The 14,390-nt window shown below is 72.2% G+C and carries 13 protein-coding genes; 2 read left to right on the forward strand and 11 right to left on the reverse strand.

Annotated features, from left to right (window positions below; all coding sequences use genetic code 11):
* Positions 1 to 31: 31 nt before the first annotated feature.
* Positions 32 to 1,126, reverse strand: coding sequence for a hypothetical protein (locus BN4251_RS15270; protein WP_087485884.1), 1,095 nt, complete (start codon positions 1,124 to 1,126; stop codon positions 32 to 34).
* Between the two features lie 187 nt (positions 1,127 to 1,313).
* Positions 1,314 to 1,436 carry a hypothetical protein gene (locus BN4251_RS18920; RefSeq protein WP_281255320.1) on the reverse strand — a complete coding sequence of 41 codons (123 nt, stop codon included), beginning with the start codon at positions 1,434 to 1,436 and terminating at the stop codon, positions 1,314 to 1,316.
* A 343-nt stretch (positions 1,437 to 1,779) separates the two neighbouring features.
* Here BN4251_RS18920 and BN4251_RS15285 point away from each other — a divergent pair, with 343 nt between their 5' ends.
* On the forward strand, positions 1,780 to 2,013 hold the full coding sequence (locus BN4251_RS15285; RefSeq protein WP_140398462.1) for a hypothetical protein: 234 nt from the start codon (positions 1,780 to 1,782) through the stop codon (positions 2,011 to 2,013).
* Positions 2,014 to 2,050: 37 nt separating this feature from the next.
* On the forward strand, positions 2,051 to 3,169 hold the full coding sequence (locus BN4251_RS15290) for an adenosine deaminase (RefSeq protein ID WP_087485887.1): 1,119 nt from the start codon (positions 2,051 to 2,053) through the stop codon (positions 3,167 to 3,169).
* Between the two features lie 177 nt (positions 3,170 to 3,346).
* Here BN4251_RS15290 and BN4251_RS15295 read toward each other — a convergent pair whose 3' ends face one another.
* From BN4251_RS15295 to BN4251_RS15335, 9 genes are all read right to left on the reverse strand, one after another.
* The gene (locus BN4251_RS15295; RefSeq protein ID WP_245810380.1) at positions 3,347 to 4,648 is read right to left on the reverse strand and encodes a GHMP family kinase ATP-binding protein; all 1,302 of its coding nucleotides are present in this window, start codon (positions 4,646 to 4,648) and stop codon (positions 3,347 to 3,349) included.
* Entirely contained in the window at positions 4,645 to 5,421 is a 777-nt protein-coding gene (locus tag BN4251_RS15300) for a sugar phosphate nucleotidyltransferase (RefSeq protein WP_245810381.1), read from the reverse strand. The genes BN4251_RS15295 and BN4251_RS15300 overlap by 4 nt, the downstream gene beginning before the upstream one ends.
* Before the next feature lie 109 nt (positions 5,422 to 5,530).
* Positions 5,531 to 6,949 carry a phosphoglucomutase/phosphomannomutase family protein gene (locus BN4251_RS15305; protein WP_087485888.1) on the reverse strand — a complete coding sequence of 473 codons (1,419 nt, stop codon included), beginning with the start codon at positions 6,947 to 6,949 and terminating at the stop codon, positions 5,531 to 5,533.
* Between the two features lie 370 nt (positions 6,950 to 7,319).
* The gene (locus BN4251_RS15310; RefSeq protein ID WP_087485889.1) at positions 7,320 to 8,600 is read right to left on the reverse strand and encodes an ROK family transcriptional regulator; all 1,281 of its coding nucleotides are present in this window, start codon (positions 8,598 to 8,600) and stop codon (positions 7,320 to 7,322) included.
* Between the two features lie 80 nt (positions 8,601 to 8,680).
* Entirely contained in the window at positions 8,681 to 9,967 is a 1,287-nt protein-coding gene (locus tag BN4251_RS15315; RefSeq protein ID WP_087485890.1) for a glycosyltransferase family 4 protein, read from the reverse strand.
* Complete coding sequence (locus BN4251_RS15320) at positions 9,964 to 10,398, reverse strand: PRC-barrel domain-containing protein (protein ID WP_170931996.1); 435 nt, start codon at positions 10,396 to 10,398, stop codon at positions 9,964 to 9,966. The genes BN4251_RS15315 and BN4251_RS15320 overlap by 4 nt, the downstream gene beginning before the upstream one ends.
* Before the next feature lie 167 nt (positions 10,399 to 10,565).
* Positions 10,566 to 11,426, reverse strand: coding sequence for a TetR/AcrR family transcriptional regulator (locus BN4251_RS15325; RefSeq protein WP_087485892.1), 861 nt, complete (start codon positions 11,424 to 11,426; stop codon positions 10,566 to 10,568).
* A gap of 18 nt (positions 11,427 to 11,444) precedes the next feature.
* On the reverse strand, positions 11,445 to 12,539 hold the full coding sequence (locus tag BN4251_RS15330; RefSeq protein WP_087485893.1) for an aspartate-semialdehyde dehydrogenase: 1,095 nt from the start codon (positions 12,537 to 12,539) through the stop codon (positions 11,445 to 11,447).
* Complete coding sequence (locus BN4251_RS15335; protein WP_087485894.1) at positions 12,536 to 13,903, reverse strand: aspartate kinase; 1,368 nt, start codon at positions 13,901 to 13,903, stop codon at positions 12,536 to 12,538. The genes BN4251_RS15330 and BN4251_RS15335 overlap by 4 nt, the downstream gene beginning before the upstream one ends.
* Between the last annotated feature and the right edge of the window lie 487 nt (positions 13,904 to 14,390).

Raw genomic sequence — 14,390 nt, forward strand, 5'->3', positions numbered from 1 at the left:
TCGGGCAGTCCCGTCGGCCCACCAGGGCGCCTCACTCCCCCGACTCCTCCTCCGTGTACTGCCGCTGGCGCTCCCGCTGCCCGTGGGTGATCTGTCGCAGATCCGTGTCGTCGTCGAAGCTCGAGCCGAGCGCGCCGGCCACCACGCCCATCGCCGCGCTCAACCACGCGATGTCGAGGTATCTGGCCACGGTGGGCTCCTGCTCGAGCACCGAGGCGAGATACTCCGGGTCGATCACGATCACCGCGCCGATGAAGATCGCCGCCACCAGCGCCATATAAAGCAGCGCCACGACCGTCAGCAGAGTGAGCACGGTCGAGAGGTTGTACAGCAGCACCACCCTCGACAGCCCCGCTCGCTTCGGGCTGTCCCACAGGCGGTTGCCGAGGATCAGCCAGGCGGTGATCGCGACCATCGCAAGCGCCCCGATGCCGAGCAGCCTCAGCGGGCTCAGGTGCATCGACATCGACCAGATCGAGGAGTAGAAGATGCCGAACGCTCCCGTGGCGGACGCTGCCGCGAGCGCTTTCGAGAGCTTCGGTGCGGTGCGCAGCGGCTCGTTCCCGGTCACCATCCCCGCCACGGTGCGTGCGCCGCCGATCCCTCGCGAGCCCAGCATCAGCTGGTGCTCCTCGGCCCCGGTCACCTCCTGCCAGTGCGCCCAGCGCCGCTCGTAGCGGGAGGAGTCGCGCTCCTCGCGCGTGGACTTCATCCGCACCGTGCAGGCCATCAGCGTGTCGAGGATGCGTCGGCGAGAGGTGAGCACTCCCAAGGTGGGGCAGGAGACCACCGCGATGTTGTGCTCGGGGAAGATCTCGGCGATCAGCGGCCTGCCGTCCTGCACCCGCGGAATCTCGGTGAGCAGCAGCACCGCGTCCGGCTCGCCGATGGAGCGTGCCTGGTCGAGCGCCTGGGACAGGTCGAGCGACCCGTCCGCACGCAGCCGCAGCATCGCGGTGCGCACCTCCAGCTCGATCGGTGGGCTGTACACCTCGTTCAGCAGCTGCTGGAGGTCCTCCTGGATCGATTCGGCCCGGCGCGTGGGCAGCCCGGGATCGGCGACCAGCAGCACCCGCACCCCTGCGGCGGGATCCGCAGCCTCCGAGTTCTCGCTCGAGCGCTCCATGCTCTGCCTCCCAGCGTCCACGACCACCCCGGGCACGGCGGACCCGCGCCCTCGCACGGACGGCGGCCTCCACAGCGGGAGCTGACGTCGATGGCTCCTGAGAACGGGTGTACCAGATGCCCGCAGCGGCGATCAACAACGCGACCGCATGGTCGCGCCCAGCGCCGCCGGAAGCGCCGGGCGGACGTCAGTGCTCCTGCTGGAGCATCTGCGCGTAGCCGCTGCGGAAGTCCGGGTGGACCAGATCGCTGAGCACCGTACGCAGCAGGCGGTCGCGGCCCGGGCCGTAGATCCCGGCCGGCCTCACCACGAGCGCGCCGAACAGGTCCTCGGCGATCCGTTCCCCCTCCCTCAGCGCCCGGGCGCGCTCGCTGCGAGCGGAGGGGGGATCCTGTTCGGTGAGCAGCGGCGCGGGATCCGCGGCCGCAGCGCGACAGGAGCTCCTCTCCCACGCGTGCCCCCAGCCGGCCGTATCCCACCCACAGGGTGCGCGGCGGGATCCTGCCCGTCACCAGGACACCTCCGGCGCGGCCGCACTGCCCCGCGCGGGCGCCACTGCGCGGTCATCGGATCCGCCGGCAGGATCAGCGGCCTGTGGGGCCGGCGCCTGCCCGAACTCCTCGAGCGACTGGTTCAGCCCCTGCAGGAAGCGGATGACCACCTCGCGCTCAGAAAGAGTGAGCTGCTCGACCACCGCCATCATCCGCGCGTCGGTGAGCATCCGCCAGGGCGCCGCGTTCGCGGAGGCTGTCGACGCCGTGATGGAGAACGTGGTGCCCGCCATGGAGATGGCCCTCGGGTGCGCTTTCACCGCGAACACGATCGACTTCTCGGTTCATGGGCTCGGTATCGCGCCGGACGGCGCCGCCACCCTCTCCATCGTCTGAGCTGCCACCGATCGTCGCCACGCCGTATCCTGCACCGATGGATCTCACCCCTGCTCTCGTCGGCGCCCTGCCCAAGGTCGCCCTGCACGATCACCTCGACGGCGGGCTGCGTGCGCAGACCGTGCTCGAGCTGAGCCGCGAGCTCGGCCTCGAAGTGCCCGGCACCGCCACCGGCGACGAGGCGCAGCCGCCGGACGCCCAGTCCGTTGCCGACTGGTTCCACACCGCCGCCGACTCCGGCTCCCTTCCCGCCTACCTCTCCACCTTCGAGCGCACCGTGGCGCTGATGCAGACAGCTCCGCAGCTGCGCCGGATCGCTCGCGAGTTCGTGGAGGACATGGTGGCCGACGGAGTCGTGTACGCCGAGACCCGGTGGGCCCCGCACCAGCACACCGGCGGCGGGCTGAGCCTGGACGAGGCGGTCCAGGCCGTCCAGGACGGGCTCGACGAGGGCGTCGCCGCGGCGGAGGCCGCCGGGAAGCGGATCGTGGTGGGTCAGCTGCTGTGCTACCTGCGTCATCTCGACCCCACCGATGACCTGGTGGAGATCGCCATCGCCCGCCGCGACTCCGGTGTGGTGGGACTGGACCTCGCCGGGCCGGAGGAGGGCTTCCCCGCCTCCTGGTTCCGTGCCCAGTTCGAGGCGGCGCGCGCAGCGGGCGTGCGGGTGACGATCCATGCCGGGGAGGCCGACGGGCCCTCCTCGATCGCCGACGCCCTGGACTGCGGCGCCGAACGGCTCGGCCACGGCGTGCGCCTGATCGAGGACATCACAGGCGGCGACGTCGAGAGCGCCGCGCTCGGCACCGTCGCCGAGCGCGTGCATCGAGCGCAGATCTGCCTCGAGGTGTGCCCCAGCTCCAACCTGCAGACCGGCATCGCGACCGAACTCGCGGACCACCCCGTGGACCGCCTCCACCGCCACGGCTTCGCCCTCGCCCTCAGCAGCGACAACCGCCTGATGAGCCGCACCAGCACCTCACGGGAGATGCTGCGGGTGGCGCAGACCTTCGACTGGACGCTCGCGGACCTCGAGCACGTGGTCCTGACCGGGCTCGAGAACGGCTTCGCCCCCGCCGCGCTGCGTGAAGCGCTGCGCGACGAGGTGGTGCTCCCCGCTTTCCGCGCAGTGCGCGGCGCCGAGCCCGACGCCTGAGCCGGGCCGAGGCCCGAGCAAGGCCGAGGCCCTCGTCGGCCCGGCCCACGCCCGCCCGACAAACCTGGGGTTATCGGGTGCTCATAACCCCACTTTTGTCGCACTCGGCGGGAAGGCCAGCGGGAAGACCCACGGGGAGGGCCACAGGGAAGCTCCACGGGGGAAGGTGAGCAGGGCCTACACGCGCCGGCCGGGGGCGCCGGGGCGGGTGACGAGCACGCTCGCGGTCTCCGGGGCGTCCTCCGCGCGGAGGTAGCGCTCCCGCCAGGCGGCGGCGAACTCGTCGGCGTCGGCCGTCGGCACGAGAGCCCAGACGCTCCCGCCGAACCCCGCACCGAAGGCGGAGGCCGCCTGCGCGCCGAGCTGGCCGGCGATCCGGGCCAGCTCGAGGGTCTGCGGTACCTGATTGCGCAGGTGGGTCTCAGCGAGCTGCTGCGAGGTCGCCGTCGCGACGGCGAAGGCGTCGAGATCGCCGCATGCCAGGGCGTCGTGCGCGCGGGGCACGAGCACCGCGGATTCGAGCAGGAACTGATCCAGGCGGTCGCGCTCGGTCCCGTCGGCCGCGAGGGCGCGCAGCGGGGCGAGCCGCTCATCGAGCGCGAGCGGGGAGTCGCCGAGCGCGCCGCCCGCGGGCAGGGGCGTGGTGAGATCCACGCCCGGCAGCAGCGGGGCCTCGAGGTCCTCTCCCACCAGAGAGCGCAGCGCCGCGTGCACGGAGGCATCGGCGCGGCCGGTGCGGGTGTTCCAGCGCTCCACCAGGGCGTTCAGCAGAGCGGGGCCGCGGTTGTAGAGCTCCTGGGCGGCGCCGGTCTTCTCGGCGAGCACGCCGCTGACGGCCACCACGAAGGACCACTCCTGTCCCAGCGGGACCCGGCCGATCAGCCGCATCGGATCGAACTGGGCGTAGGAGATCTGGCCCGCCTCGCTCGCGAGCATGCCGGTGTGGTCCAGCGAGCCGCCGCTGGTGCCCACGCCGGGCCGGCCCGCGAACGACTTGAAGGTCTTGCCGTTCTCGATCGAGGCGGCGTACCCGGCAAGGCTCATCCGGTCCGGCAGCTGCGCGGTCCACGTCTCGGAGGTGCTGATCCCGGCCAGATCCGCGAGCGCCATCGCGGCGCCGGTGATCACCGCCGAGGAGCTGGACATCCCCGAGGCCGGCGGCAGGGTCGAGGCGACGGTGAGGCGCGCGGCAGGCAAGGGGCCGAAGTTGTCGGTGAGTCTGGCGAGGACGGTGTGGACGTACCGCCCCCAGTGCCCCGCCGGGAGCTCCGGGATGGTGCCCGCTGCGAGGTGGAGAGTGCCCGGATAGGCCTCGCTCACGGCCTCGAGGGTGCCGGGGCTTCCGGGGATCTCCTCGGCGCGCACGGTGAGGCCGCGGTCCACGGCGCAGACCAGCACGCGGCCGCCGCCGTAATCGGTGTGCTTGCCGAGCACCTCGATCCGCCCGGGCATCTCCCAGGTGATCGGTCCGCGCCTCACAGAGCGACCTCGGTGCCTGCCAGACGACGCTCCACCTCATCGATGTCATCGCGGCGCGAGAGGTCCAGCACCCCGCCCGCGAAGGGGATGACCTGCACCGTCCCGAGCTCGCGCACGGCGTCGACGATCTCGAGCTCCCCGCGCGGGGACGGCTCGATCCGCGCGCACGCCTCGAAGATCTCCGGGGTGAAGGCGAAAGCGTTCATACTCACCAGCGCGTCCTCGCCCGCGGCGGCGAGGGTATCCGCGTCGGGCTTCTCCACGATCCGCTCGAGCCGGCCCTCGGTCTGCTCGATCAAGGCGAAGGCGGCGATGCGATCGGCAGGGATGTTGCTGCGCGCCACCAGGGCGGCGCGCTCGAAGCCGAGCAGGGCGCTGCCCGTCGCCTGCAGCAGGCGCGCGATCCCCTCGCCGGGATAGAGGTTGTCGCCGTTGACCATGATGAACGGCTCCCCCGCCACGGCGTCGCGGGCCGAGGCGACGGCGTCGGCCGTGCCGCGCGGCTCCTGCTGCACGGCGAAGAGCACTTCGAGCCGGGTGGGGGCGAGCTGCGCGATGTGCTGGGCGAACTCCTCGTGCTCGGGCGCGACCACGAGCACGGCCCTGCGGATGCCGGCGTCGGCCAGAGCGCTGAGCGAGTAGTCGATCAGGCGATGCTCGCCGATCGGCATGAGCGCCTTGTGGCCCGACGCCGCCGCGGCGGCCTGCGCGGGGGTGAGATCTGACCCTCCGGCGGCCCGCATGCGGCTGCCGAGCCCGCGGGCGAGGAGCACGGCGGTGGTGATGGCAGGGGCGTGGGCGGGCGTGGCGGCGTCGGCGGTGGACGGGGCGTCGGCGGGGGGGTGGCGGCGTCGGCGGTGGACGGGGCGTCGGCGGGGGTCATCATGCTCCCAGGTCGTAGTGGTCGGCGACGGTGCGCGAGAGCTCGCGGGCGCCCTCGGCGGTCTCCGCCTCGGAGAACACGCGGATCACGGGCTCGGTGCCGGAGAAGCGGATGGTCAGCCAGGAGTCGTCGGCGAAATAGACCTTACAGCCGTCCTCCCAGGCGATCCGCGCGATCTCGCGGTCGAAGGCCGGCAGCTCGTGCTCGGTGAAGATCCGTCGTTGCAGCTCCTCCCGACGCTCAGGCGTGTACCCGTAGGCAGCCTCCTCCATCACCAGCGCGCCGTGCCGCTCCACCAGCTCCGCGTACAGCTGGGAGAGCTTCTTGCCGGAGCGGGCCACCATCTCCACCAGCAGACCGGCCGCCTGGATGCCGTCCTTGCCAGGGATGTGCCCGCGCACCGTGAGACCACCCGAGGACTCCCCGCCGATCACGGCATCGGTCTCGGCCATCTTGGCACTGATCCACCTGAAGCCGACGGGCACCTCATGGCACTCCTGCCCGTGCGCGGCCGCCACCCGGTCCAGCAGATGCGTGGTCGAGAAGTTCCGCACCACGGGCCCCTCCCAGCCCTTGCCGGTGAGCAGGTACTCGTACAGCAGCACCAGCACCTGGTTGGGGCTGAGGTAGTTGCCCTGGTCATCGATGATTCCGAGACGGTCCGCGTCGCCGTCGGTCGCGATCCCCAGATCCGCGCCGTGCTCGAGCACCGCCTGGCGCAGCGGCGAGAGGCTGCCCTCGGCCGGGGACGGCATGCGCCCGCCGAACAGCGGATCGTGCCGGGCGTTGATCACCTCGACCTGGCAGCGGGCGCTGACCAGGATGGTCTGCAGGCTGGTCTGGGCCACGCCGAACATCGGGTCCAGCACGATGTTCAGGTGCGCGTGGCGGATCGCGTCGAGGTCCAGCTGAGAGATGATCGCATCGAGGTACCAGTTGATCGAGCTCTGCTCGGTGACCAGCTCGCTGCCGCGCACCTCGTGCGGGGGCAGGGAGCGGACATCCTCGGCGGTGAGGGTCGCGACGTGCGCGCTGAGCTCGTCAGTCACGCCGAGATCCGCGTCCCGGCCGCCCGCGGTGAAGATCTTCAGCCCGTTGTACAGCGCCGGGTTGTGGGAGGCGGTGACGGCGATGCCGTACGCGGCCTCGGTCTGCTTGACGGTCCACATGCACATCGGGGTGGGCACCGGGCGAGTGATCACCCGCACCGGGATCCCGTTGCCGGCCAGCACCTCGATCGCCCACCACGCGGCGACATCCGAGAGGAACCTGCGGTCATAGCTGATCACCAGGCCCCGCTCGACCACACCCTCGGCGTGCATCCGGTCCGCGAGCCCCTGCGCGAGCAGGCGCACGTTCTCCCGGGTGAACTCGTCCCCGATGATGGCTCTCCAGCCACCGGTCCCGAACTGGATCATCGTCGCTCCTTCGCCACGGGGAGGGGCGCTGCGCCGAGTGCGCCGGGCTCGCTTCCCCAAAACGTTCACGTTCAGAACAAACTAGGTGGGGGTGGGTAAGAGTGTCAAGGGAGGGCCCGGCGGGGGTGGGACCAGCCCCCACGCCCCACGCCCCACGCGAGCGTCACAAACATGGGGTTATCCGGGCTCCATTCCCCCAGTTTCGTCACACTCGCCCGGCACGCGGGGGCTCGTGACGAGCAGGTGGGAGGTTCACGCCCCGCGCCACGTCCGAGAGTGACAAAAGTGGTGTTATCCAGGGGCTATTCCCCCAGTTTCGTCACGCTCACGGGGTCTGGACGGGGGCACGGCCGGGCTGACCGGGGCGCGGTCAGGCCTCGAGCTCCGGGGCGAGGAGGGGATCGTCGAGCACCCGCTCGAGCGCCACGGCGGCACCACCGGCCGCGGCGGCGTCGAGGCCGAGCGCGGAGGCGCTGACCTCGACCCGCCCGTCGGCCGCGAGGAGGCGCGCATCCAGCGCGGACTGGACCGGCTGGACGAGCAGGTCCGCGAAGGAGGCGAAGTAGCCGCCGAGCACGATGGCCTGCGGGTTCAGCACGTCCACGAGCACGCCCGCGCCGCGTACGAGGTCACCGGCGAGCCGTTCGAATCGCTCATGCAGCGGGGCGTGGCCCGCATCGAGCAGGCTGCGCAGCCGTGCCAGACGCTCGGTCATGGGCAGGCGCCCGGAGCGGGTGGGGTCATCCGCCTCGAGCACGTCCAGGACGGTGTCGAAGCCGACCATCGTCTCCCAGCAGCCACGGCGCCCGCAGCGGCACCGCTCCCCCGCCGGGTCCAGCCCGATATGCCCCACCTCACCGGAGAAGCCGGACCAGCCGCGGAGCAGACGACCGCCCGCGATGATGCCGGCACCCACTCCCTTGTCGCCGGTGAGGTAGACGAGATCGGTGATGCCGCGCTGGGCGAGGCGCGGCGCTTCGGCGAGGGCGGAGAGCTTCGCGTCGTTCTCGAGGGCGAGCACGGGAGAGTCCTCGCCGAGGCGTCGTGCGAGCTCCTCGGCGAGGGGGACGTCGGTCCAGCCGAGGTTGGAGGCGAAGCGGACCCGCGAGCCGTCGTAGTCGATCGGGCCGGGCGGGGCGATGGTGGCGCCCGCGACCCAGAGCCCCTCCGCGTCGGCGGCGTCAAGGGCTCTCTGCAGCAGCTCGGCGGCGCGGTCGAGCACGGGGTCCAGCGGGTAGGAGCGCCCGTCGGCCGCTGAAGGTTCCAGGGCGTAGGGCGTGGGGACGGAGTCGGCGAAGCGCGCCGCGCCGGCCAGATCGCGCAGGCTCACGGCAAGGTAGTCGACGTTCAGCTCGAGCCCGATGCCGGCCACGTGACCAGGGTCGATGCGCACCTCGGTGCCGGGGCGACCCACCGCGCCGAGGCGCTCCACCTTTCCCTCCTGCACCAGCCCGCGCACGGCCAGATCGTTCACGAGCGACGTGACCGCGGCCTTGGACAGGCCCGTCTCCTGGGAGAGGGTGGCGCGGGAGCGACCGCCGCGGGTGTGGAGGTGGCGCAGCAGCAGGCTGAGGTTCGCCGAGCGCATCGCGGCATGGCCCACCGGGGCCGCCCGGCGGCTGCCCCGCCCCGCCTCGGCCGGTGATGTCATGCAGGCCATCGTAGGCCGCACCAGGACCGCGCCCGGCCCAGGACCGCGCCCGGCCCGGGACCGTGCCCCGCCACGGGGCCTCACCCCCGCAGCACGTCCTGGAGGATCGCGAGGTAGCGGCCGGCGAGCACATCGTCATCGGCGTGCTCGGCGACCCACGCCCTGCCGCTCGCCCGCACCGCGGCACGGGAGCGGTCAGCGGCCATGCCGCGCCACAGCTCGACCAGCGCGTCGACGTCCTCGGGCGGGAGCACATCGCCGGCGTCGGCCTCGCGCACCACGTCGGCCGCCTCCCCCGCGAGCAGCGCAGTGATGTGCCGGCCCGTCGCAAGCATCTCGTAGAGCTTGGACGGGACGGTCCATGCGAACGGCGCCCAGTCGCGCAGGGACACGATGACGGTATCCGCCCAGGCGTACTGCGCACCCACCTCACGGTGCGGGATCCGCGGGATCACCTCGACCGGGGCGTCCAGCTCGACGGCGAGCGCCGCGAGCTCCGCCGCCTCGACCCCGTGGCCCACCATCCGCACCTGCACGTCCACGCCCTGGCCGCGCAGCGCAGCCGCGGCACGCACCACCGTCTCCAGGCCCTGGGAGCGGCCCATGTTGCCCAGGTACAGGCAGCGCAGCTCGGGATGATCGCCGGGCAGATGGTCGCGCTGGCGCGGCACCAGGGAGAGGTCGGTGCCGTTGCGCACCACGTGCACGATCCCCACGCCCCGCTCGCGCAGCACCTCGGCGAAGCGCCCGGTGGTCGTGACCACGGCGCGAGCCCCGCTCTGCCAGCGAGTGACCTGCTGATGCACCTCGCCCTTGGCGAGCGCCACACCCCAGGACAGCGCACGGCGCAGGGCGCTGCGGTGCATGGTCTCCGCGGCCTCGGGCGTGATCGCGCCCGCGGGGCCGACGTGGGTGACCAGATCCGGCCAGGCATCGCGCATCTCGACCACCAGCGGCACGCCCCACAGCGCGGAGAGGGTGCGGCCCAGCAGCAGGGTGGGGATCGCGGGGGCGGTGGCGACGATGACATCGGGCCGCGTCCCGGGGCGGGAGAATCGTTGCCGCAGGCGACGCAGCGCATCGGCCGCGGCGAGGGCGTGATCGGCGGTGCGGGTGCCGATGTCGGCGCGGTGCGGGAGGAAGGCGGTGCGCAGCACGGTCTCGCCGTGCGAGCCGGTCTCGACCGCGCCCACCCGGTGCAGACGGCGCTGGAGCGGGGTGGGCCGGCCCGCCGGGTAGTGCGGCACGGGCGCGGCGACGGTGACTCGGTGCCCCGCGGCGATGAAGCGCCCCACGAGAGCGGACCAGCGGCGCTGCGGGGCGCCGAACTCGGGAGCGTAGTAGTGGGTGAGCAGCAGCAGCCTCATGCGTCGACGCACCCTCCGGCGCGGAGTCCGAGGGCGGTCTCCGCCTCGCGCAGCAGCTCGGCGGTGGCGTGGGCGGTGTCCGGTGGGCGCAGGCCCGCGCGGGCGGCGTCGGCCCCGATCCGCAGCTGCACGGCGTCGGCCGCGCGGGGTTCGGCGGGCTCCTCGGGCGGCTCAGCGGGCAGGGCCGCGATCGCGGCCGACGGGATCAGCACCGCACGCGAGCTCAGCTGGCGGGGCATCACCGTGATCGCGGCGAGCTCGCCGCTGTCATCCTGCTGGTAGATGTCCCGCACCCGGCCGACGGTCCTGCCGTCGCTGCCCAATACGGTCATGCCCGCGAGGCGCTGCAGGCGCAGGGGCCGCTCGGCGCGGGTGCTCGGCGGGACGGGCTCGGCACTCCCCGCAGGGACGGAGGGGGAGTGCTCGGGCATCGCACCGAGGCTCATCGGTCATCTCCGCAGGCGGTCACAGCCTGGGAGTCTACCGACCGGCCGCGATCCCGGCCCACCCTCGGGCGCGAGAACCGGGCCGCTGCGCAGCGCCACCACCCACCAGCACCCCGATCATCCCTGGTCAGGGCATGGATAACACTCCGGTGTCAGTCGATGACGCAGTAGCGCACGAACTCCTGGACGTCCTCGATCGGATCGGCCTCGGCGCTGTTCTGCAGCTCGCGCACCGTGTGCTCGCGCACCGCGAGGCTCAGCAGCAGCGAGAACAACGTGCGGGCAAGCATCCGCGGGTTCGCGCCCTCGACCAGCCGGCCGTTCTCGGCCAGACCCGAGAGCACCTTCTCGAGCACGTGCTCGTGCACCAGGCGCAGCCTGGCCACCCGGAAGCGGCCAGGGTGGTCGGGGTTGACGATCTCGGCGGAGAGCGTGGCCAGCAGCGCCATCGGGTGCTTGCGCGGGTCCCACGGGCCGGCCAGCGCCGACAGCAGCGCCTGCGGGGAGGCCTGCAGCGACTCGGCCGAATCCAGCAGACCCTGCGCATGCGCCTCGAGGCGGTCCACCACCGCGCCCAGCAGCGCCTCCTTGGAGGAGAAGTGGTGCAGCATCCCCGGATGCGAGATGCCCACGCGGCGGGAGATGTCGCGCAGGCTCGCGCCGTGGTACCCGCGCTCGGCGAACAGGGCCGAGGCGCTGTCGAGGATCTCCTCGCGCCGCGCGGAGCCCGGCGTCGGCGCGCTCTCCGGCTCCACGAGGCCCTGCGCGTCGGGGGTCACCGCCCCCGGAGGCGCGGACGGGACACCGGCCACGGCGCGGAGGGACTCGCCCGCGGCGAGCTCGCTCGAGGAGATCGAATCGAGGGTCCGCAGGGCGCGGGCCAGCGGATCCACGCTCGGATCCACGGACCCGCCGCCCGCGGCCTCCTCACCGATGCGGTCGGAGAACATGGTCGAGAGCGGCGACGGGCCGGCTCCTGCTCCTGGAGGACCTCCGGCGGCAGCGAGGGTCATCGTCGCTCCTTTCACATGTCAGCTCGTCGCGATCAGCTCCGCGATCTGGATGGCGTTCAGGGCAGCGCCCTTGCGGAGATTATCGGCCACGGCGAACAGAACGAGGCCCTTTCCGTCAGGAACGGACTGGTCCTGTCGGATCCGGCCCACGAATGTGCCATCCTGACCGGCTGCCTCGAGCGGGTTCGGCAGCTCCACCAGGTGCACGCCGGGTGCGGCGGCGAGCAGCTCGCGGGCGCGCTCGGGCGAGAGCGGACGGTCGAACTCGACGTGGAGCGCGAGCGCATGGCCGCTCATCACCGGCACGCGCACGCAGGTCCCCGCGACCGGCAGGTCCGGCAGATCCAGAATCTTGCGGGACTCGTTGCGGAGCTTCTGCTCCTCGTCGGTCTCGCCCGAGCCGTCATCGACCAGGTTCCCGGCCAGGGCCACCACGTTGAAGGCGATGTTCTTGGCGTAGATGCTCGGGGCGCCCAGATCCACGGCCGAGCCGTCGATCGCGAGCTTCTCCGCCTCGTCGACGCCGTTGCGCAGCTGACCTGCGAGTTCCTTGACGCCCTCGACACCGGAACCGGAAACGGCCTGGTAGGTGGCGACCTTCAGCCGGGCCAGGCCCGCCTCGTCGTGCAGCACCTTCAGCGAGGGCATCGCGGCCATCGTGGTGCAGTTGGGGTTGGCGATGATGCCGCGCGGCGGGTTCGCGATCGCGTCCGGATTCACCTCGGAGACCACCAGCGGCACGTCCTCGTCGCGGCGGAAGGCCGAGGAGTTGTCCACGACGGTGGCGCCGGCCTCCGCGAACCGCGGGGCGAGCGCCCGGGAGGTCGAACCCCCGGCGGAGAAGATCGCGATGTCCACGCGCCGACCCTCGGAGGTGATGTCCGCGGTCTCCGCGTTCTCAACCGTGAGGTCGTGGCCAGCGTACGTGACGGTCTTGCCCGCGCTGCGGGCGGAGGCGAACACACGGATCGCCGAGTGCTTGACCGCGCGGTCGGCCAGCAGGGTGAGCATCACACGACCCACCTGACCGGTCGCACCCACCACCCCGATCACGGGGCCGTCGGCCGCATAGCCGGGGGTGAGGGAGAAATCGAGAGTGCTGGGGATGTTCATCGTCCGGTCCCTCCATAGACCACGGCCTCGGTCTGGTCGGCGTCGAGGCCGAACGCCGTATGGATCGCGCGCACCGCGTCAGCGAGCCGCGCCTGCTCGGTCACCACGGAGATGCGGATCTCCGAGGTGGAGATCATGTCGATGTTGATGCCCGCCTCGCCGAGCGAACGGAACAGGGTCGCCGAGACACCCGGGTGCGAGCGCATCCCCGCGCCGACGATGCTGACCTTGCCGATCTGGTCGTTGTAGCGGACCTCGGTGTAGCCGATCGCCTCATGGGCCTCCTCGATCGCCTTGAGCGCGGCCGGGGCGTCGGACTCCGGCAGCGTCAGCGAGATCGCGACCGTGTCATCCACGGTCGAGGAGTTCTGCACGATCATGTCGATGTTCGCGCCGGTCGCGGCGACCACGTCGAACAGCAGGGCCGCACGGCCGGGGACGTCCGGCACCTCGACGACGGTGATCTTGCCTTCGCTGCTGTCATGGGCGACGCCCGAGATGATCGGCGCCTCGAGGCCCGGTGCTGCGAAATCGTCCATGGGGAGCTCCTTGGTCGGGTCGGCGGCGTCGCGTCGGACGACGTCCGCGGTACGAATGGTGACGTCGGGGTCGATCGGGATCTCTCGCTCGAGGTCCTCGGCGACGATCGTGCCGAGCCGCCCCGAGTACGAGGAGCGCACGTGCAGCGGCACCCCGTAGCGGCGCGCGTACTCGACGCTGCGCGCCATCAGGATCTTCGAGCCGTTGGCCGCCATCTCCAGCATCTCCTCGCTGGCGATCAGCGGCACCCGGCGGGCCGACGGGGCGATCCGCGGGTCGGCGGTGAACACGCCGTCCACGTCGGAGTAGATCTCGCAGACGTCGGCGTCGAGGGCGGCGGCGAGCGCTACCGCGGTCACGTCCGAGCCGCCGCGGCCCAGCGTGGTGATCTCCTTGGAATCGTGGGAGACGCCCTGGAACCCGGCGACGATCGCGACGGCGCCGTCCTCGACGGCCTCCTTGATGCGGGCCGGGGTGACGTTGCGGATCTGGGCCCTGCCGTGATCGCTGTCGGTGATCAGACCGGCCTGCGAGCCGGTGTACGCGCGGGCGGTGACCTCGAGGTTGTTCAGCGCCATCGACAGCACCGCCATCGAGATCCGCTCGCCCGCCGTGATCAGCATGTCCATCTCGCGCGGCGGCGGATTGGGGGTGACCTGCTGGGCGAGGTCGATGAGGTCGTCGGTGGTATCACCCATCGCGGAGACCACGACCACCACCTGGTGGCCGGCCTTCGCGTAGAGGGAGATGCGCTTGGCGACGCGCTTGATGGAGTCGGCGTCAGCGACGGAGGATCCTCCGAATTTCTGGACGACCAGGCTCATGGGGCGGGTTCCTTCGCGGTTGGCGGCAGTCGGGCTGAGCATGCGGGCTGCGGGGCGGCAGGCCGTGTCACGGGCCCGCCGGGGTGGGCGGACCGTGCGGTGGACCGGCCGGGGTGGGCAGGTCCTGCGGGTCCGCCGGTGGGCGGCTCCGGGGTGGTGCCGCCGGTGAGCGGCTCCGGGGTGGTGCCGCCGGTGAGCGGCTCCGGGGTGGTCCTGCGGGGAGCAGGTCCAGGGGTCGTGGCGGGGACCGCGGGGAAGCGGCCGCCGCTGGTCAGCGCCGGTGGGCGATGCTCTCGCTCGCCCGACGCATCTCGGCGCCGGAAGCCCGGCCACCGGGCACGAGCCCAGCGTCGAGTCTACGAAAATGCCTGGTCGACGCCATACCTGCCCCGACATTCGAGATGGACCCGCTGGTAGAACGGATATCGGGACGTGGTGCACACAACATCCGCCCGGGCGTGGCGGAACCCAGCCGGCCCCGCGCGAT

It is taken from the genome of Brachybacterium massiliense (assembly GCF_900184245.1).
GTDB classification, from domain to species: domain Bacteria; phylum Actinomycetota; class Actinomycetes; order Actinomycetales; family Dermabacteraceae; genus Brachybacterium; species Brachybacterium massiliense.

Bases quoted from the DNA above. Each gene is read 5' to 3' on its own strand.
- BN4251_RS15270 (WP_087485884.1), bottom strand. From the start codon at position 1,126: ATGGAGCGCTCGAGCGAGAACTCGGAGGCTGCGGATCCCGCCGCAGGG.
- BN4251_RS15285 (WP_140398462.1), top strand. From the start codon at position 1,780: ATGACCACCTCGCGCTCAGAAAGAGTGAGCTGCTCGACCACCGCCATC.
- BN4251_RS15290 (WP_087485887.1), top strand. From the start codon at position 2,051: ATGGATCTCACCCCTGCTCTCGTCGGCGCCCTGCCCAAGGTCGCCCTG.
- BN4251_RS15305 (WP_087485888.1), bottom strand. From the start codon at position 6,949: ATGATCCAGTTCGGGACCGGTGGCTGGAGAGCCATCATCGGGGACGAG.
- BN4251_RS15310 (WP_087485889.1), bottom strand. From the start codon at position 8,600: ATGACATCACCGGCCGAGGCGGGGCGGGGCAGCCGCCGGGCGGCCCCG.
- BN4251_RS15315 (WP_087485890.1), bottom strand. From the start codon at position 9,967: ATGAGGCTGCTGCTGCTCACCCACTACTACGCTCCCGAGTTCGGCGCC.
- BN4251_RS15320 (WP_170931996.1), bottom strand. From the start codon at position 10,398: ATGCCCGAGCACTCCCCCTCCGTCCCTGCGGGGAGTGCCGAGCCCGTC.
- BN4251_RS15325 (WP_087485892.1), bottom strand. From the start codon at position 11,426: ATGACCCTCGCTGCCGCCGGAGGTCCTCCAGGAGCAGGAGCCGGCCCG.
- BN4251_RS15330 (WP_087485893.1), bottom strand. From the start codon at position 12,539: ATGAACATCCCCAGCACTCTCGATTTCTCCCTCACCCCCGGCTATGCG.
- BN4251_RS15335 (WP_087485894.1), bottom strand. From the start codon at position 13,903: ATGAGCCTGGTCGTCCAGAAATTCGGAGGATCCTCCGTCGCTGACGCC.